Origin of the sequence: Francisella halioticida (assembly GCF_002211785.1) — a bacterium.
GTDB classification, from domain to species: Bacteria; Pseudomonadota; Gammaproteobacteria; order Francisellales; family Francisellaceae; genus Francisella; species Francisella halioticida.
Window position 1 is genome coordinate 223,802 of sequence record NZ_CP022132.1, and the last position, 20,280, is coordinate 244,081.

Consider the following 20,280-nt stretch of genomic DNA (forward strand, 5'->3'; position numbering starts at 1 on the left):
AATATACTTTAAGCTGTCGTAATTGTTTTAAAAAGGAATATTAATTTATGTCAAAAGAGTTTGTTTTAGCTGTAGATCAAGGAACAACTAGCTCACGTGCTATTATTTTTGATAAAAAAGGAAATATAAAAAAGATTGCACAGAAAGAGTTTACGCAGATATATCCTAAAAGTGGTTGGGTAGAACACGATGCTATGGAAATCTGGGCATCGCAAAGTAGTATTGTTAGAGAGGCACTTGAGTACGCTAGAGTTTCTCCTCGTGATATTGCTGCAATAGGTATTACTAATCAAAGAGAAACAACAGTTGTTTGGGATAAAAATACAGGTCAACCAGTTTATAATGCTATAGTTTGGCAATGTCGTAGAACATCGTATATTTGTGATGAAATTAATAAAGATGAAGAGCTTAAAAACTATATTCGCAAAAGTACTGGACTTATAATTGATGCATATTTTTCAGCTACAAAAGTTAAGTGGATATTAGATAATGTTGAAGGTGCTAGAGAAAAGGCAGAAAATGGTGATTTACTATTTGGGACAATTGATACGTGGTTGATTTGGAATATGACAAAAGGAGCAGTTCACGCAACAGATTTTTCAAATGCTTCTAGAACTATGTTATTTAATATTAATACATTAGAATGGGATAAGAGAATTTTAGAATACTTAAATATTCCAGAGTCTATGATACCAGAAGTTAGATCATCAAGTGGTTATTTTGGGCATACACACGAAAGTACTTTAGGAGGAGCTAAAATTCCAATAACTGGAGTTGCAGGTGATCAACAATCAGCATTGTTTGGACATTGCTGTTTTGAAAAAGGTATGGCAAAAAACACTTATGGAACAGGTTGTTTTGCACTTATGAATGTTGGTGATAAGCCAGTATTTTCTGATGCAGGTCTTTTGACAACTATTGCATGGGCAGAGGATGGTAAAACAACTTATGCTTTAGAGGGTAGTGTGTTTATTGCTGGTGCTGTTATCCAATGGATAAAAGATGGTTTAGGTTTAGTACGTTCTGCAGAAGATAGTGAGTATTATGCGACTAAAATTGATTCGACAAATGGTGTATATTTGGTACCAGCTTTTGTTGGTCTTGGTACACCATATTGGGATATGTATGCTAGAGGTACTATAGTTGGCATAACTAGAGATACCAGACGTGAGCATATTATCAGAGCAGCACTTGAGGCTATAGCTTATCAGGCTAAAGATGTCTTAGAGTGTATGAAGGAAGATACTGGCCTTAATCTTGCAGGTTTGAGAGTTGATGGTGGAGCAGTACAAAATAATTTTTTAATGCAGTTCCAAGCTGATATTTTACAATCTGAAATTTCAAAGCCTAAAATTAAAGAAATCACTGGTTTAGGAGCTGTTTTTTTAGCAGGTTTAGCTGTTGGGTTTTGGAAAAGTAAAGAGGAACTTAAATCTATTCTAACAACAGAGAAAACTTTCAAACCAGAAATAGACTCCAAAACAGTAGCCCATGACTACAAGGGCTGGAAGAAAGCAGTTGAAAGAAGTAAGGCTTGGGTAGAATAATCAGATGCAAGATAATTACGACATTATAATAATTGGTGGTGGTGCAACTGGTTTTGGTTGTGCTGTGGAGGCAGTTTCTAGAGGTTATAAAACTTTACTTTTAGAAGCTTATGATTTTGGTAAAGGTACTTCTTCTAAGTCTACTAAGATTATTCATGGTGGCTTGAGATATTTGGAAAATTTTGATTTTGCTCTAGTCAAAGAGGGTTTAAAGGAGAGATTCTCATTCTTACATAATGCACCACATCTGACACATAGACAATCTTATCTTATTCCGACACGTAGTTATTTTGAAACTATCAAATATACAATAGGTGTTAAGATGTATGAGTTTTTATCAGGTAAATATAAAATAGGTAAAAGCTATAATTTGAATAAAAAACAAACTTTAGCAGAGTTGCCAAATATCGAAGATTCAAAACTTAAGAAAAGCTTAATCTATTATGATGGCCAGTTTGATGATACCAGACTTTTAATTTCTTTGATGAAAACTTTTGAATCAAAAGATGGTGTTGCTTTAAATTATCATAAAGTTGAAAATGTATTTAGTTCAACAAGTTCAAGGTTAGATACAGTTAAAGTTTTAGATACTTTAAGTGGTGAGCAGAAAGAATTTACAGCTAAGCATATTATTAATGCTACGGGTACATTTACTGATAAAACTATAGATATTGCCAATCAGCAAGAATCACATAAATATGTATCGGTTGCGCAGGGTACGCATATTGTTTTTGATAGAAATAAGTTTCCAACTGAGCATGCAATTCTGATTCCAGAAACTGATGATGGACGTGTGTTATTTATCCTACCGTGGCATGAGCATCTGATAGTTGGTACTACTGATATTAAAAAAGAAGCTCCAAGCATTGAGCCGAAAGCTGACAAGCAAGAAATAGATTTTATACTGGAAACTTTTAACCAATATGCTAAAGAAAAAGCTACTATAGCAGATATTAGATCTGTTTACTGTGGTCAGCGCCCTTTAGTAACACCAAAAAGAGCTAAAAATTCTGCAAAAATATCACGTAAGCACGAAATTGTTGAATCCAAAGATGGTTTAATTACAGTAGTTGGTGGTAAATGGACTATTTTTAGAAGGATGGGGCAGGATGTCATTGATTATATTGAGTCTAAAAAAATTGCCCAGAAGATATCAAAAACTTCTGATGAATTGTTAGTAGATGCTATTGACTCTAAAGAGGTTTATCCTTTAAGAGTCTATGGGAAGAATGTTAATAAGATTAAAGATATCCAAGAAGAGATTGATAGTTCTGAATTACTTCATAAAGACCTACCATATTATCAGGCCGAAGTTGTTTATCACGCTCGATATGAAAAAGCTAAGACTGTTGAAGATGTATTAGCTCGTCGTACTAGAGCGGCATTTTTAGATATTAAAGCTAGTATTGAAGCATCATCAGTAGTAGCAAGACTTATGGCAAAAGAGCTTGGTAAGGATAGATCATGGCAAAGTCAGCAAGTCGAGGATTTTAAAAAATTTGCTAAAAATTTTGATGTTAAAGAACTAATATAGGTAGAAGCTTGATATGTTAGAAGCATGTATTGCAGAATTTATAGGAACTATGTTACTTATACTTTTAGGTAATGGAGTTGTTGCAGGTGTAGTTTTAAATAAAACAAAGTCACACAATGGTGGTTGGGTTGTTATTACTTTTGCATGGGGGTTAGCTGTTTTTATTGGAGTTTTGGTTGCAGGACCTATCAGTGGAGCTCACCTAAATCCTGCTGTAACTTTAGCTTTAGCTTTAGCCGGTAAATTTTCATGGGTTTGGGTTGTTCCATTTATAGTTTCACAAGTTCTTGGAGCAATGCTTGGTCAACTTTTAGTTTGGACTATATACTACCCTCATTATTCAGCAACTAATGATGTTGATTTTAAACTAGCAACTTGTTGTACGGCCCCAGCTATAAAATGCATTCCGTCTAATTTAATTAGTGAGATTGTGGGCACATTTGTATTGATTTTTGCAATATTAACTATGCATGGGGTGGTGGTACATTCTGGAAGCTCTAGTTTGACTACCGCGTACCCTGTAGATATAGGAGCATTAGGAGGCATTCCTGTGGCATTTGTTGTTATTGCGGTTGGCATGTCTTTAGGCGGTACTACTGGTTATGCAATAAATCCAGCGCGAGATTTTGGTCCTAGATTATTCCATGCTATTATGCCAATACAAGGCAAAGGTTCTTCACAATGGAGTTATGCTTGGATTCCAGTAATTGGCCCAGTAATTGGTAGTGTAATTGCCACAGCCGTTTACTTGATATTAAAAACAAAAGGGATTTTCTAGGAATATATATAATGTGTAAGTTAAATTTTGTGCCAATGTTGATGGATGATCTTCTGAGACTGCTTGTTTCAGTTTTTTTATTTATTTGTTGTGTTATTTTAGGGTGCATTTTTATTAAAAAAAAATCGTGGGACATACCTTTTTGGATATTTTTTGCATTGTTCTTATTTAGCTTAGGAGGGTGTGGCTATATAGTTCACCATATTTATTTAGAAAATACTTTTTCATATGATGGTTTTATTTCAAGTGCTGCTTTTATAACAGTTTGTGGTCTTTTGTTCTCAAGACATCATTATGTTGATTTTACTGATAAGCTTTTAAGTAAAAATGCTCCTATACTATTTGCAACATTTTTTGTTTTTGCTTTTATTTATGTTTTAACAATAAAATATGATCCAAATTGTCAAGTTTTCCCTCATGAGATATTTATAACTATTCTACAAATAGTTGTGTATCCTTTATTACTACTATTTGGCATATCAGCATTTTTGTATAGATTCTCTATTTGTATATCCGCTTTTGCTATTGGTATGGCATTATTCTTGGTGGAGAATGTAATATTTATAGCCCATGCCTTATTTACTGAAATGGGGGATGAGCAATTATTAGAAGAAATTATTTGTGCAACGATATCTATTATCTTAAGTATTATAGCTATTTGTATACTTACTTATTCAAAAAAAATTTATAAGGAGAGATTAAATGCAAGCAGTTAATGGAGGATCATTTTTGATGAATGTATTTGTTGCAATAATAATTTTAGCAGCGGGGTTTGTTGCTTCAAAGTATATTAGATCTCTTACATCTGAGTTTTTAAAAGAATATGATAATACGATATCGCAGTTTCTGGCAAACTTAATATATGCAGTATTCTTAATTTTAGTTGTTGTTATTGCTTTGGCAAAGCTTGGGGTTCCAATATCACCTATAACAGGTGTTTTAACAGGCATTGTTTTTGGTATCGCAATGTCTTTGAAAACATCTTACAGTATTGTAGCTTCTGGTATTATGCTTGTCTTTAGTAAGCCTTTTGAGGTGGGTGATAAGGTTGATCTTGGGGGAGTAGCTGGTGTGGTTAAGTCTATAGGTTTCTTATATACTAAACTTGCTGATGAAGCTGATAATGAAATTATTATTTCAAATAGTATGGTAGTGTCTAAGGTCATTACAAGATTTACTAAGTCTGAAAAATAATGCAAGAAGGCTTTTTTTCTACAGATAAAAATCTTTATTTATCAAATGGCCAAAAAATACTTCTTAATGATCAGCAGTTAGAAGCGATTAGTCAGATTAAGAAATTTTTAAAAAGCCAAGATAATTATTTTTTACTTTCAGGGTTTGCCGGTACAGGTAAGACAACAGTTGTAAAAAAAATTCTTGATGAATATTCTAAGAAGGCTATAGTTTCAGCACCAACTCGTAAGGCTAATGCAGTTATATCTCAAGCAACAATATCTCATGGTTATACAATACATTCTTTATTAGGGCTGCAGCCGGATGTTAATCTTGAGAATTTTAACCCTAATGATCCAGTTTTTGGGCAAATAAAAAAAGCTTCAATAAGTTATTATGATTTTGTAGTTATAGATGAAGCTAGTATGATTAATAATGATTTACTTGATCTTATTACTAAAGAGTTACGTAGTTCATCAAAGGTTTTATTCTTGGGAGATAAAGCGCAAATTCCACCAATTGGAGATAAATCAAGTCCAGTTTTTGATTTGGAAAATAGATACAACCTTACTATTCTAATGCGCCAGGCTGAAGATAATCCATTAGCTGAATTAAGTCAAAGATTAAGAGATGCGGAAGAAAGTCTTCCTGAATTTCTGATTAAGCGAGAAACATCATTAAATAGTTCTGATGAAGGAGTCATTTTTAAATCATCTAACGAGAGCTTTCGTGAAGAGCTAAAGAATGTTTTTAGTTCAAATTCTGCAAAGACAGATCCTAATTATGCAAAGCTTATAGCATGGCGTAATAAAACCGTAATGCAGTCTAATTTAATTATTAGAGAACTAGTGTTTGGTGAAAAAGCAAAACAGCTTGAGAAAGGTGATGTTCTAACGGGTTATCGTGCGGTTAAGGCAACACAAAAAGATGCTTTTTTAATTAATAATGGCGTAGATTATAAAGTTGTTGATGTTTCTAAAAAGTTAAAAAATGCTAATGGAATATATGGTTACGATATAAAGTTTTTAGAGAAATCTAGGGTATTTAAAGGCTTTGATGAAAAAAGCATGTTTATTGTTGATACTCAGGACTCTAGCAATTTACATGATTATGCAGAGATTCATGATGCTTTATTGTTTCAAGCAAGAAGCGATAAGCAGTGGAGTGTTTATAATAGTTTTCGCAGAGATAATATTTTAATGAAAGATATATATCGATATAAAGACGGAGGCTTAAGAAACAAAAGTTGCTGGATAAGAAAAGATTTGGACTATGGATTTGCAATAACTGTTCATAAATCACAAGGTTCAACATATAAAAAAGTTTTTGTATTGTTGAAAGATATTCTTTTAAATAAAAACACAGCTGAAAGAAATCAGATTTTATATGTTGCAATGACAAGACCTCAGAAGTTGTGTGTAGTGCTATAAAAAATCAGTTTAGGCTTTACATTTTAATATGCTCATAGTATGATACGCACAGTTATTTTGTAAAAATAATTTCTATAGAAAACAATTGTAAATTAAGTACAAAAAAACTTGATTTTTGCTCAAATAAACTTTATAGTTATCTAAAGTTTTAGGGGAGGGATTCCCGAGCGGCCAAAGGGATCAGACTGTAAATCTGACGGCTCAGCCTTCGCAGGTTCGAATCCTGCTCCCTCCACCATGCGGGTGTAGTTCAATGGTAGAACTTCGGTCTTCCAAGCCGATAGTGTGGGTTCGATTCCCATCACCCGCTCCACCTAAATCTAAATTTTTATTAATATTGTAAGTTAAACGCTCGCATGGCTCAGATGGTAGAGCACTTCCTTGGTAAGGGAGAGGTCACCAGTTCAAGTCTGGTTGTGAGCACCATAATTATGGTTTTTTATTTTTTGTTGAAAAAATGGAGTTAAATAATGGCTAAAGAAAAATTTGAACGTTTGAAGCCGCACGTAAACGTAGGTACAATTGGTCACGTGGATCATGGTAAAACTACTCTTACTGCTGCTATTACTAAGGTTATGGCAGAGAAGAATGGTTCGGAAGTAAGAAACTTTGATGAGATTGATAACGCACCTGAAGAAAAGGCGCGTGGTATTACTATTAATACTTCACACGTAGAGTATGAGTCTCCAAATAGACACTATGCTCACGTTGACTGTCCAGGTCACGCGGACTACGTTAAAAATATGATTACTGGTGCTGCTCAAATGGATGGCGCTATCTTGGTATGTTCTGCAGCTGACGGTCCTATGCCACAAACTCGTGAGCATATCCTACTTTCTCGTCAGGTTGGTGTACCATATATTGTTGTTTTCTTGAATAAGCAAGATATGGTTGATGATGAAGAGCTATTAGAATTGGTTGAAATGGAAGTTCGTGAGCTTCTTGATCAATATGAGTTCCCTGGTGATGATACTCCAATTGTTACTGGTTCTGCTCTTAAGGCCTTAGAAGGTGAAGAACAGTACGTTGAGAAAATTGTTGAATTAGTTCAAGCTATGGATGATTATTTCCCTGCTCCTGAGCGTGATACTGAAAAGCCATTCATCCTTCCGATTGAAGATGTTTTTTCAATTTCAGGTCGTGGTACAGTTGTAACAGGACGTGTTGAGCGTGGTGTTGTAAATGTTGGTGATGAGGTTGAGGTTGTTGGTATTCGTCCTACTCAAAAAACTACTGTAACTGGTGTTGAAATGTTCCGTAAGCTTCTAGATAGAGGAGAAGCAGGGGATAACGTTGGTGTTCTAGTTCGTGGTCTTAAGAGAGATGATGTTGAACGTGGTCAAGTATTATGTAAGCCTGGTTCAATTAATCCTCATACTAAGTTTGAAGCTGAAGTATATGTTCTTTCAAAGGAAGAGGGTGGTAGACATACTCCTTTCTTTAAAGGTTATAGACCTCAATTCTACTTCCGTACTACAGATGTAACTGGTGCTGTTGAATTACCGGAAGGTGTAGAGATGGTTATGCCTGGCGATAATATCAAAATGGATGTTACATTAATTGCTTCTATCGCTATGGAAGAAGGTCTGCGCTTTGCTATCCGTGAAGGTGGTAGAACTGTAGGCGCTGGTGTTGTTGCTAAAATTGTCGAGTAATAGGTGATTTTAATTTAGGTCAGTAGTTCAATTGGTAGAGCAGCGGTCTCCAAAACCGCAAGTTGGGGGTTCGAGTCCCTCCTGGCCTGCCACACATAAAAAAGGCGGTGTTGTAAGTTTTGCAACATCGCCTTTTTTATTTCTTGATATTATATTCTCTGTATGTTACCTTATATGCTACGTTTATAAATTCCCTATGTTTAAGTTACTCTTTTTAAAGGATTATTTTTGTGAAAAAGAATCAAAATTTTAATAATAAAGTTTGGATTAGTGGGGCAACAAAAACTGCTGAAGTAGAGAAGGTTTCTAAATTTAAGAATGCTCTTCTATGGATTGTGGCTATTGCAATAATAGTTTTTGGTGTTGTGATTACTATGTATTCAGATATCTTGGGTGTTGCATATAGTACTTTCAATACATCATTGGTTGTTGTTGTAGTTTTGCTTGCATTAATTGTTGCAAGGTTTACGAATCAAGGAAGCCATTTTTGGGCATTTTTCCAGGCATCTAAGCTTGAGTTAGCAAAAGTTGTTTGGCCAACTCGTAAAGAAACTATGACAATTACAGCTATGGTTATTGCAGTTGTTATAGTTTTTGCACTAATAATATCTTTATTTGGTGTTATATTTGAAAATTTCATTCAATATTTTCTAGGTTAATAAAAAAAGGTATAAGTATGCTTTGGTATGTTGTGCAAGTGCACTCTGGTTATGAAAAAAGAGTAAAGACTCAGCTTGAAGAAAATATTGAAATAGTGGGTCTACAGAAAAGTTTTGGTAGGATTTTAGTTCCTACAGAAAATGTCGTTGAGATGCGAGGCGGTCAAAAGCGTAAGAGTGAGAGAAAATATTTCCCTAGTTACGTTTTGATTGAGGTTGATTTAACTACAGAGGCTTGGGATGTTATTAAAGCAGTCCCTAGAGTGTTGACTGTAGTTGGTTCAAGAGGAAAGCCAATTCCTTTAAGTAAGCCTGAAATTGAGAGAATTTTAGGATTTATGGAAGATGGTGATGCTGCTATTGAACCTAGATTAAGAAAATCATACCAGGTTGGTGAAGTTGTTAGGGTTCTTGAGGGGCCATTTAATGACTTTACTGGAGTGGTGGAAGAAGTTAACTATGAGAAATCAAGATTGAGAGTTGCGGTATCTATATTTGGTAGATCTACGCCTGTTGAACTTGAGTTTTCACAAGTTGAGAAAGAGTCTTAAGTATTATTCTTAGGAATATAGGGAGCTTATAATTTATTTATGAGTGTTATTAACCTAAATTGGAGAAAAAAATGGCTAAGAAAAAAATAGAAGCTATTATTAAGTTGCAAGTTGCAGCAGGTAAAGCAAACCCGAGTCCACCAATTGGCCCTGCGTTAGGTCAGCATGGTGTAAATATTATGGGTTTCTGTAAAGAGTTTAATGCTAAAACACAGGGAATGGAGCCAGGTATGCCAATTCCTGTTGAAATATCTGTATATAGCGATCGTAGCTTTACGTTTGAAATGAAAACGCCACCGGCTTCTTTTTTGATTAAAAAGGCAATAAAAGTTAAGTCAGGTTCATCAAATCCTTCAAAAGATTTTGTTGGAACTATTGCTCGTGAGCAGTTAGAAGAAATTGCTAAGGTGAAAGATCCTGATTTAACAGCTGCAGATTTAGATGCTGCTGTAAGAATTATTGCTGGTTCAGCTCGTAGTATGGGTGTAAAAGTAGAAGGGGTTGAGTAATGGCTAAAATTTCAAAAAGAATGAAAAATATTGCTGCTAAAGTAGATGCAGAGAAGAAATACCCTGTAACAGAGGCTTTTGGGATTCTAAAAGAAGTATCATCTGTTAAGTTTGTAGAGTCTGTAGATGTTTCGGTTACTCTTGGTGTTGATCCTCGTAAATCTGATCAAGTTGTAAGAGGCGCTTCGGTACTTCCTAATGGTACTGGTAAGACTGTTAGAGTTGCAGTTTTTGCTAAAGGCCCAGCTGCTGAGGCAGCTAAAGAGGCTGGTGCTGATATTGTAGGTATGGAAGATTTAGCTGATGAAGTTAAGAAAGGCAATATGGACTTTGATGTTGTGGTAGCCTCTCCTGATTCTATGAGAGTTGTAGGTCAGTTAGGTCAAATTTTAGGTCCTAAAGGTCTTATGCCAAACCCTAAGGTTGGTACTGTAACTATGGATGTTGCTAAAGCTGTAACAGATGCTAAAGCAGGTCAAGTTAGATATAGAGTTGATAAGGCTGGTATTATACATACTACTATTGGCAAGGTTAGTTTTGATATAGATGCATTAAGGCAGAACTTAGAACAGTTACTAACTGATCTTAAAAAAGCTAAACCTGCAGTATCAAAAGGTATATATCTGAAAAAAGTTTCTGTATCTAGCACTATGGGTCCAGGAATTGGTGTTGACTTTTCAGATTTAAATATATAGAATACTACTTTGCAATTTCTTTGGGTTGTATGAAAATACAACGATCAAAGACCGTAGGAGCTAGGTTATCTGGCTTAATATTTATCCTACGCAGACGATGTTGACAACCTTTTTTGGTATAAATATCGTGTTAATTAAATAAAGTGTGGACAATAAAATAAGGAGTCGATATGGCACTTAGAATAGAGGATAAAAAAGCAATTGTTGCTGAAGTTGCTGAACATGTGTCCTCAGCATTGTCTGCAGCAGTAGCAGACTACCGTGGTTTGACTGTTAATGAAATGACTTCATTAAGAAAACAAGCCCGTGAGTCTGGAGTTTATTTAAGAGTTGTTCGTAACAACTTAGCACGTTTAGCAATTAAAGGAACTGATTTTGAGTGTCTTGGAGATGCTCTTGTTGGTCCTCTTGTTCTTGCTCTTTCTAAGGATGAGCCAGGTGCAGCAGCCAAGCTATTTAAAAGCTTTCAAAAAGACAATAGTGCTTTTGAAGTTAAAAATTTAGCTATGTCTGGTGAACTGTTTGGTCCTGAAAAGTTAGATGACTTTGCTAAGCTTCCTACAAGGGAAGAGGCACTTGCTACATTACTTAATGTTATGCAAGCACCAGTTACTAAGTTTGTTCGTACTCTTAATGAGGTTCCGTCACAAGCGGTACGAGTATTTGCTGCTGTTGGAGATAGTAAATAATTGCACTGGCTTTAAGAAAAAGCTAAAAAAGAATTAATTGTTAAATAAATAGGAGTTATAAAAATGTATATAACAAAAGAAGATATCCTAAATGCTGTTGCTGATATGAGCGTAATGGATGTATGTGATCTAGTTAAGTTAATGGAAGAAAAATTCGGTGTTTCTGCAGCTGCAGCTGTTTCTGTTGCAGGTCCTGCTGCTGGTGGTCAAGAGGCTGCTGTAGAAGAGAAAACTGATTTTGATGTGGTTTTAACTGAAGCAGGTTCAAACAAAATTGCTGCTATTAAAGCAGTAAGAGCTGTGACTGGTTTAGGTCTTAAAGAAGCAAAAGCTGCTGTAGAAGGTACGCCTTTCACAGTTAAAGAGGCTGCTGCTAAAGAAGAAGCTGAAGAGCTTAAAAAACAACTTGAAGAAGCTGGCGCTAAAGTTGAGCTTAAATAATAAAATTCTAAAAAATAATTTTTAGAAATTTAAGACTAGTGGTCAATTTTGGCCTCTAGTCTTTCTAGTATTGAAAGATACGTGGATATTGGCGCAAATATACTCATATTTGCTTTTTGTTTTGTGTAAACAAAATCTTAGGGATGTTTTTGATGTCTTACTCATACGCTGAGAAAAAAAGAATTCGTAAAGAGTTTGGGGATCTTCCTCATATCTTAGATGTACCATATTTACTTTCGATTCAGACAGAGTCTTATAAAAAGTTTTTAAATGCTGCCGAAGCTAAAGGTAGGCTTCACTCTGGTCTTGAATTGGTGCTTAAGCAATCTTTTCCGGTAGAAAGTAAAAATGGTCAATATGAACTTCATTATGTTGATTACCAAATAGGTGAGCCTAGTTTTGATGAAACAGAGTGTCAAGTGCGTGGTGCGACTTATGATGCTCCGTTAAATGTAAAATTAAGGTTAGTTGTATATAATAAAGAAGCTCTTCCAAGTGAGAAAATAGTAGAAGATATTAGGGAAGAGTATGTGTATATGGGCGATATCCCATTAATGACAACAAATGGTACGTTTATTATTAATGGTACAGAAAGAGTTGTTGTATCCCAGTTACATAGATCACCAGGAGTCTTTTTTAGTAAAGATGATTCAGAAGAGGGTGTATTTTCAGCACGTATTATTCCATATAGAGGATCTTGGCTTGACTTTGAGTTTGATGCAAAAGGCATTGTATGGGCTAGAATTGATAGAAAAAGAAAATTCTGTGCAACAGTCATTTTAAAAGCTCTTAGATATACACAAGAGGAAATATTAGAGAATTTCTCTGATAGTAAAACTATTACGTTTGATAATAAAGGTTTTGCCCTTAAGTTAGATGACCTTCCAAGTATGAAGGGAGAGTTACTTAAGTTTGATATTGTAGGAGATCAAGGTAAAACAATAGTTAAGAAAAATAAAAAACTTACGTCTAGAGATATTAAAAAAATTAAAGATGCAAAAATTGACTCAGTTGCTATAGACTTTGATTTAGTAAGCACTCTTAGAGTTGCTAAAGATATTGTTAACGAAGCTACTGGTGAAGTTATTGCTTGTGCAAATGACGATGTTACTGAGAATTTATTAGATGCATGTGTTAGTGTTGGCATGCTTGAGTTAGAAGTTATCGATTTTATAACCACTGAGAAAGGTAGGTATATCTCTGATACTTTAAAGTATGATCTTACAAAAAATACTGATGAAGCTTTGGTTGAAATCTATAAGGTCTTAAGACCTGGAGATCCTCCGGCAGCAGCATCAGTTAAAGCGTTATTTGAAGGTTTGTTTTTTATCGAAAGCAGATATAGTTTATCTGATATTGGTAGAATGAAACTAAATGCAAGATTAGATTCAGATAAGGTTTCTAAAGATATTTATACCTTAGAAAATAGTGATATTGTGGGTGTATTAGAAGAGCTAATTAATATTCGTGATGGTAAAGGTAAAGTTGATGATATTGATCACTTAGGTAACAGACGTGTACGTTCTGTTGGTGAGATGGTTGAAAACCAATTTAGAATAGGTCTTTACCGTGTAGAGAAGGGTATCCGTGAAAGTATGTCTTTAGTACATAAAGATAAACTTATGCCTAAAGATATTGTAAATTCTAAACCAATTACAGCTGCTATTAAAGAGTTCTTTACATCTGGTGCTTTATCACAGTTTATGGATCAAGATAATCCATTATCAGAGGTTACACATAAACGTAGAATCTCTGCGTTAGGCCCAGGTGGTCTATCACGCGATAGAGCGGGTTTTGAGGTTCGTGATGTACATGCAACTCACTATGGTAGATTATGCCCAATTGAAACTCCAGAGGGTCCAAACATTGGTCTTATCAATTCGTTGGCAAGTTATTCTAGAGTAAATGACTTTGGTTTCTTAGAAGCGCCATATAGAAAAGTTGTTGCTGGTAGAGTCACTGATGAGATTGAATACTTATCAGCTATTGATGAAGATAATTATGTAATTGCTCAGGCATCAACAGAGCTTGATAAAGATAATCATTTTGTTGAAGATCTTATTCAGTGTCGTTCAGGTGGTGAAGCAATATTTACTGAATCTAGCAGAGTTCAATACATGGATGTTTCTGCTAAGCAGATGGTTTCAGCAGCTGCAGCATTAATACCTTTCCTAGAGCATGATGATGCTAACAGGGTATTAATGGGTGCAAACATGCAACGCCAAGCTGTACCAACTCTTAAAGCAGATAAGCCTTTAGTTGGAACTGGTATGGAGAAAATTGTTGCTAGAGATTCTGGTAACTGTATCATTGCAAAAAATGCTGGCCAGATTGCTGAAGTAGATTCAAATAGGATCGTAATTAAAGTAGATACTAGCAAGTCTAAAGACAACAAGTTAGTGGATATTTATAGCTTAACTAAATTCAAGCGTTCAAATAAAAATACTTGTATTAACCAACGTCCAATAGTTAATGTTGGTGATAAAGTTGAGGCTGGCGATATCTTGGCAGATGGTTTTGCTACAGATTTTGGTGAGCTATCTCTTGGTCATAACCTAATGGTCGCTTTTATGCCATGGAACGGTTATAACTTTGAGGATTCAATTTTACTGTCAGAAAGGATCGTAAAAGATGATAAATATACAAGTATACATATTGAAGAGTTTACTTGTGTTGCTCGTGATACTAAGCTTGGTCCTGAGGAGATAACTTCAGATATTCCTAACGTAAGTGAATTAGGTTTGGCAAAGCTTGATGAGTCAGGAATTGTACATATTGGTGCTAATGTTGAAGCAGGTGATATTCTTGTGGCTAAAATTACACCAAAAGCTGAGCAACAGTTGACTCCAGAAGAAAGACTTTTAAGAGCTATTTTTAATGAGAAAGCTTCAAATGTTGCTGATAGTTCATTAAGAATGCCAAGTGGTACTTCTGGTACAGTTATTAATGTTCAGGTTTTTGAAAATGATAAAGGTGGTAAAAGCTTAAGAGCACTCCAAATTGAAAAAGAGTTAATAGATAAAGCTCGTAAGGATTTTGATGAAGAGTTTGCTGTAATTGAATCGGTAGTTAGATCTTCAGTAGAAAATGATATTGTTGGTGCTAAGCTTCAAAAAGCTAAAGGTCTTAAGAAAGGAGCTGTTCTAACTAAAGAATTCCTAGAAAAACTTCCGTTTGCTAAATGGCTAGAGATATCTTTTGAAGATAAAAAGCTTAATGATAGAGTAGAAAAAGCTAAAGAGTATTACGATGAAGCAAAAATAGCGGTAGATGCTAAATTTGAAGTTAAGAAGAAATCTATTACTCAAAGTAATGAACTGTCTCCTGGTGTGATTAAAACAGTTAAAGTTTTTGTTGCTATCAAAAAACGTATTCAGCCAGGTGATAAAATGGCTGGTAGACATGGTAACAAAGGTGTAGTATCTCGTGTACTACCTGTTGAAGATATGCCATATATGGAAGATGGTACTCCTGTAGATGTTTGTCTAAACCCTCTAGGTATTCCATCTCGTATGAATATTGGTCAGATTCTTGAAGCACATTTAGGCTTAGCATCTTATGGTCTGGGTAAACGAATTGAAGAAACTCTAGAGCAGACTAAAAAAGTAGCTGAACTAAGAAAAACCTTAGAAGAAGTTTATAATAGTGTTGGTAATAAAAAAGTTGACCTAGAATCTTTAAGTGATGAAGAAGTATTAACTCTTTGTGAAAACTTAAAGGATGGTGTACCAATTGCGACTCCTGTGTTTGATGGTGCTAAAGAAGAAGATATTAAATCTTTACTGAAAATAGGTGGTTTTGCAAGTAATGGTCAGATGAAACTTTTTGATGGTCGTACTGGCCAGTCATTTGATAGACATGTGACAGTTGGTTATATGTATATGTTGAAACTTGATCACTTAGTAGATGATAAGATGCATGCTAGATCAACAGGGTCTTATAGTTTAGTTACGCAGCAACCTCTAGGTGGTAAAGCACAGTTTGGTGGTCAAAGATTCGGTGAGATGGAAGTTTGGGCATTACAAGCATACGGTGCTGCTTATACGTTAAGAGAAATGTTAACAGTTAAATCAGATGATATAGCTGGTAGATCTAAAATGTATAAGAATATAGTTGATGGTAAGTTGACTATGAATGTTGATGTTCCAGAATCGTTTAATGTTTTAAGAAATGAAGTTAGAGCATTGGGTATAGATATGGATTTTGACTATTCATCTGAGGAAGAATAAGCATCTTAAAAAGCTACTTATTTTTTGTTATTAAAATAAAAGTATAGGAGAGTTACCTGTGAATAACGGTATCCTACATCAAAATTACAATAGTAAAAAGTTTGATATTATTAAAATATCTTTAGCATCTCCAGAAATTGTTCGTTCATGGTCTCATGGTGAAGTTAAAAAACCAGAAACTATTAATTATAGAACATTTAAGCCAGAAAGAGATGGTTTGTTTTGTGCTAAGATTTTTGGTCCGGTTAAAGACTATGAGTGTTTATGCGGTAAGTATAAGCGTTTAAAACATCGCGGCGTGGTTTGTGAACGTTGTGGTGTTGAGGTTGAACAAACTAAAGTAAGAAGAGAAAGAATGGGACACATTGATCTTGTTTGTCCTGTTGTACATATTTGGTACCTAAAGTCTCTTCCTTCAAGAATTGGTCTTTTCTTAGATATGCCTCTTAAAAATGTAGAGAAAGTTCTATATTTTGAATCATATATTGTTACTGATCCTGGAATTACACCTCTAGAAAAAAAACAACTTCTTACAGATGATGAGTATGCTGAAGCTCTAGAGAATTATGGTTATGAGTTTGAGGCATCTATGGGTGCTGAAGCTATTAGGAATCTATTGTCAGATACAGATATTGAATCTGAGATAGAAACATTACGAGAAGAGTATGCACAAAGTAAATCTACAGCTAAGAAAGAAAAAGCTATCAAGAGATTAAGACTTCTTGAGACTTTTCAAGCATCTGGTAATAAGCCTGAGTGGATGGTAATGACGGTATTGCCAGTTCTTCCACCAGACCTAAGACCTCTTGTACCTATCGAAGGTGGTAGATTTGCAACATCTGATCTTAATGACTTATACCGTAGAGTAATTAATAGAAATAATAGACTTAAAAAATTATTAGATCTTAATGCTCCAGATATTATTGTTAGAAATGAAAAAAGAATGCTTCAAGAGTCTGTTGATGCATTATTAGATAATGGTAGGCGTGGTAGAGCTGTTACTGGCTCTAACAAGAGACCTCTTAAATCATTAGCAGATATGATTAAAGGTAAACAAGGCCGTTTCCGTCAAAATCTACTTGGTAAGCGTGTTGACTACTCTGGGCGTTCTGTAATTACAGTAGGTCCATCTTTAAGATTACATGAATGCGGTCTTCCGAAAAAAATGGCCTTAGAGCTATTTAAGCCATTTGTATACTCAAAGCTAAGACTAGGTGGCCATGCTACTACAATTAAGCAAGCTAAGAGAATGGTTGAGCTTGAAGAAGCTGCAGTATGGGATATTTTAGAGATTGTTATTAATGAGCATCCGGTGCTTTTAAACCGTGCTCCAACACTTCATAGATTAGGTATCCAAGCATTTGAACCTAAGCTTATCGAAGGTAAAGCAATACAATTGCACCCTTTGGTTTGCGCAGCATTTAACGCTGATTTTGATGGTGATCAAATGGCTGTTCATGTACCTTTAACGGTTGAGTCTCAGTTAGAGTCTAGAGTGTTAATGATGTCAACAAATAACATATTATCACCAGCATCTGGACACCCAATTATTACTCCTACTCAGGATATTGTATTAGGTCTATATTATATCACTAGAGAAAAAGATGGTGCTAGAGGCGAAGGTAAGCTATTTGCTAGTTATGAAGATATAAGCAGAGCTTATAATTCAGGGACTATTGATATTCACGCTAAAATAAAGTTAAGAGTAGATAGACAAGTTTTTGATACTAAAGGTAATACTTATAATGAGAAAGGAGTTGTAAACACTACTGTTGGTAGAGCTCTGCTTCTTAATATATTACCAGAAGGCTTATCCTTCTCTTTACTGAATAAAGTTTTAGTTAAGAAAGAAATTTCTAAAATTATTAACCAGGCATTTAGAGTGTTAGGTGGTAAAGCTACTGTAGTTTTAGCTGATAAATTAATGTATGCAGGTTTTAAATATTCAACTCTATCAGGTATTTCTGTAGGTGTTGATGATATGACTATCCCTGATGATAAAGAAGCTAAAGTGGAAGAAGCTGAAAAAGAAATTAAGCATATTACAGAACAATATCAGTCTTCATTAATTACAGATAATGAAAGATATAATAATATCATTAATATTTGGAGTAAAACTTCTGATGAGGTTGGGGCTTCAATGATGGATGTTATATCTAAGGATACAATTACTATAAATGGTGAGACAAAAGATACAGAATCATTCAATTCAGTTTATATGATGGCTAAATCTGGTGCTAGGGGCTCTTATAACCAGATGAGACAGCTTGCTGGTATGCGTGGTCTAATGGCAAAACCAGATGGTACGATGATTGAAACAGCGATTACGGAAAACTTTAGAGAAGGTTTATCAGTATTGCAGTACTTTACATCTACTCATGGTGCTCGTAAAGGTTTAGCAGATACAGCCCTTAAAACAGCAAACGCAGGTTATTTGACTCGTAGATTAGTTGATGTTGCTCAAGATTTGGTTGTAATTGAAGAAGACTGTGGTACAGATGATGGTTTAATGTTCTCAGCTATTGTTGAAGATGGAGAAGTTAAGGTTCCTCTAATAGAGAGAGCTCTTGGTAGAACACTAGCTGCAGATGTTGTAACTGAGAAAGGTATTGTTCTATTAGAAGAAGGTACTTTGTTGGATGAAAATCTAATTGAGATACTTGATGATAATGGTATCGATATGATCAAGCTTAGATCTCCAATTACATGTAAAACTCGTAGAGGTCTATGTGCTAAATGTTATGGTAGAGATCTGGCTCGTGAGAGACAGGTTAACGTAGGTGAGTCTGTCGGTGTAATCGCAGCACAATCAATTGGTGAACCAGGTACTCAGCTGACAATGAGAACGTTCCATACAGGTGGTGCGGCATCTCTAGGCGTAACTGTTTCTGATATCAAAGTTAAAACAGCAGGTAAGATCAAGTTCAAGAACATTAGAACGGTAACTAATAAAGAAGGCCAAGAGATCGTAATTTCTCGAGCTGGTGAAATTATTGTTTCTGATACTATGGGTAGAGTTAGAGAGCAACATAAGATCCCTATGGGTGCAAATGTTCCTCTAGCTAGTAGCAAAGCAGTAGAAATTGGTGATATAATTGCTACTTGGGATCCGCATGCTCAGCCATTAATTACAGATGTGGCTGGTAAGGTTGTTCTTGAAGATGTAATAGATGGTATAACATCTAAGCATACTTATGATGATTTAACAGGTCAGCAAACTATTGAGATAACTTCTATATCTCAAAGAACAACATCTAAGAACTTAAAGCCTGTCGTTAAAATTGTTGATGAAGAAGGTAGTGAACTTAAGTCAGTATCACTAGCTGTAGGTGCAGTACTAAGTGTTTCTGATGATACTCAGTTAGAGGTAGGTGATGTTGTAGCTAAAATTCCTCTAGAAGGGTCTAAGAACAAAGATATTACAGGTGGTCTTCCACGTGTTGCTGAACTATTTGAAGCAAGACGTCCTAAGGAAGCAGCTGTACTTTCTCCATGTGATGGTATGGTTAGACTCGGTAATAGAGATACTAAAGAAAAACAAAGAATTGAAATTCTAGATAGGAATGGTCATATTGTTGAAGAAATTCTATTACCTAAATCTCGTCATTTAGTTGTCTTTGATGGTGAAAATGTTGTCAAGGGTGATATTTTAGCAGATGGACCTACTGATCCGCATGATCTACTTCAATATAAGGGCTTAGAAGCTTTTGCTGATTATATAATGATTGAAGCTCAGTCTGTGTATCGTATGCAAGGTGTTGTAATTAATGATAAGCATATTGAAACAATTGTTAGACAAATGCTAAGAAAAGCTGTTGTAACTAATGAAGGTGATAGTAAGTTTGTTAAGAATGAGAATGTCGAACTTGTTAGAATATTGGAAAAGAATGATAGCTTGCGTGAGCAAGAGAAGAAAGAAGTTGAGTTTGAGCCTGTACTTATGGGTATAACAAGATCTTCTTTATCTACGGAATCATTCTTGTCAGCGGCATCTTTCCAAGAGACAACAAGAGTGCTTACTGAAGCTTCGATACATTCTCAAGTAGATCAACTAATAGGTCTTAAAGAGAACGTTCTAATTGGTCGACTAATACCAACAGGTACAGGTTTAGCAGTAAGAAAAGAATCTAAGAAGATTGATAAAATAAGAGAGGAGCTAGGTGTTAAAGATGGTATAGCATTTACTGATGCTGCTGCAGCCTTCAACGTCGAAGAAACTTCTCCTGAAAATATCAAACCTCAAGAAAGTGAAAAAGATATAAATGAAGATATTGAAGAATCTTTGAGAAATGCTCTTGAATCACTAGATTTCTAAATTTTTTCTATATTACTTTCTATCTAAAATAAAATTTTATTATTTAAGCATTTTAAATTATAATATAACCATATT

General features: G+C 34.9%; 15 protein-coding genes and 4 tRNA genes. All 19 read left to right on the forward strand.

Going from position 1 to position 20,280, the window contains the following annotated elements:
• Positions 1–47: 47 nt before the first annotated feature.
• The 19 genes from glpK to rpoC all read left to right on the forward strand — a co-directional run bounded on the left by glpK (position 48) and on the right by rpoC (position 20,205).
• Positions 48–1,547, forward strand: coding sequence for a glycerol kinase GlpK (glpK, locus tag CDV26_RS01235; protein ID WP_088771747.1), 1,500 nt, complete (start codon positions 48–50; stop codon positions 1,545–1,547).
• A 4-nt stretch (positions 1,548–1,551) separates the two neighbouring features.
• Positions 1,552–3,081 carry a glycerol-3-phosphate dehydrogenase/oxidase gene (locus CDV26_RS01240; protein WP_088771748.1) on the forward strand — a complete coding sequence of 510 codons (1,530 nt, stop codon included), beginning with the start codon at positions 1,552–1,554 and terminating at the stop codon, positions 3,079–3,081.
• Between the two features lie 13 nt (positions 3,082–3,094).
• Positions 3,095–3,859 (forward strand): MIP/aquaporin family protein, encoded by a 765-nt coding sequence (locus CDV26_RS01245; RefSeq protein ID WP_088771749.1) that lies wholly within the window; start codon positions 3,095–3,097, stop codon positions 3,857–3,859.
• An 11-nt stretch (positions 3,860–3,870) separates the two neighbouring features.
• A complete protein-coding gene (locus tag CDV26_RS01250; protein WP_088771750.1) occupies positions 3,871–4,575 on the forward strand; it encodes a hypothetical protein in 705 nt (234 codons plus the stop codon).
• Positions 4,562–5,053 carry a mechanosensitive ion channel domain-containing protein gene (locus CDV26_RS01255; protein WP_088771751.1) on the forward strand — a complete coding sequence of 164 codons (492 nt, stop codon included), beginning with the start codon at positions 4,562–4,564 and terminating at the stop codon, positions 5,051–5,053. Before CDV26_RS01250 ends, CDV26_RS01255 begins: the two co-directional genes overlap by 14 nt.
• Entirely contained in the window at positions 5,053–6,462 is a 1,410-nt protein-coding gene (locus CDV26_RS01260; protein WP_088771752.1) for an ATP-dependent DNA helicase, read from the forward strand. Before CDV26_RS01255 ends, CDV26_RS01260 begins: the two co-directional genes overlap by 1 nt.
• Positions 6,463–6,615: 153 nt before the next feature.
• Positions 6,616–6,700 (forward strand) — tRNA-Tyr (locus tag CDV26_RS01265).
• Between the two features lies 1 nt (position 6,701).
• A tRNA-Gly gene (locus tag CDV26_RS01270) sits at positions 6,702–6,775 on the forward strand.
• A gap of 37 nt (positions 6,776–6,812) precedes the next feature.
• A tRNA-Thr gene (locus tag CDV26_RS01275) sits at positions 6,813–6,888 on the forward strand.
• Positions 6,889–6,932: 44 nt separating this feature from the next.
• Positions 6,933–8,117: an elongation factor Tu gene (tuf, locus tag CDV26_RS01280; RefSeq protein ID WP_088771753.1), complete on the forward strand. Its 1,185-nt coding sequence runs from the start codon at positions 6,933–6,935 to the stop codon at positions 8,115–8,117.
• 16 nt (positions 8,118–8,133) lie between these two features.
• A tRNA-Trp gene (locus CDV26_RS01285) sits at positions 8,134–8,209 on the forward strand.
• A 138-nt stretch (positions 8,210–8,347) separates the two neighbouring features.
• Positions 8,348–8,776 (forward strand): preprotein translocase subunit SecE, encoded by a 429-nt coding sequence (secE, locus tag CDV26_RS01290; protein WP_088771754.1) that lies wholly within the window; start codon positions 8,348–8,350, stop codon positions 8,774–8,776.
• A gap of 17 nt (positions 8,777–8,793) precedes the next feature.
• A complete protein-coding gene (gene nusG / locus CDV26_RS01295; RefSeq protein ID WP_088771755.1) occupies positions 8,794–9,327 on the forward strand; it encodes a transcription termination/antitermination protein NusG in 534 nt (177 codons plus the stop codon).
• 71 nt (positions 9,328–9,398) lie between these two features.
• On the forward strand, positions 9,399–9,836 hold the full coding sequence (rplK, locus tag CDV26_RS01300; RefSeq protein ID WP_088771756.1) for a 50S ribosomal protein L11: 438 nt from the start codon (positions 9,399–9,401) through the stop codon (positions 9,834–9,836).
• Entirely contained in the window at positions 9,836–10,531 is a 696-nt protein-coding gene (gene rplA, locus CDV26_RS01305) for a 50S ribosomal protein L1 (RefSeq protein WP_088771757.1), read from the forward strand. The genes rplK and rplA overlap by 1 nt, the downstream gene beginning before the upstream one ends.
• Before the next feature lie 170 nt (positions 10,532–10,701).
• Positions 10,702–11,220: a 50S ribosomal protein L10 gene (rplJ, locus tag CDV26_RS01310; RefSeq protein ID WP_088771758.1), complete on the forward strand. Its 519-nt coding sequence runs from the start codon at positions 10,702–10,704 to the stop codon at positions 11,218–11,220.
• 63 nt (positions 11,221–11,283) lie between these two features.
• Positions 11,284–11,661 carry a 50S ribosomal protein L7/L12 gene (rplL, locus tag CDV26_RS01315; protein WP_088771759.1) on the forward strand — a complete coding sequence of 126 codons (378 nt, stop codon included), beginning with the start codon at positions 11,284–11,286 and terminating at the stop codon, positions 11,659–11,661.
• A 152-nt stretch (positions 11,662–11,813) separates the two neighbouring features.
• Positions 11,814–15,890, forward strand: a complete 4,077-nt coding sequence (gene rpoB, locus CDV26_RS01320) for a DNA-directed RNA polymerase subunit beta (RefSeq protein ID WP_088771760.1) — start codon at positions 11,814–11,816, stop codon at positions 15,888–15,890.
• Positions 15,891–15,948: 58 nt separating this feature from the next.
• The gene (gene rpoC, locus CDV26_RS01325; protein WP_088771761.1) at positions 15,949–20,205 is read left to right on the forward strand and encodes a DNA-directed RNA polymerase subunit beta'; all 4,257 of its coding nucleotides are present in this window, start codon (positions 15,949–15,951) and stop codon (positions 20,203–20,205) included.
• The last annotated feature ends 75 nt before the right edge of the window (positions 20,206–20,280 follow it).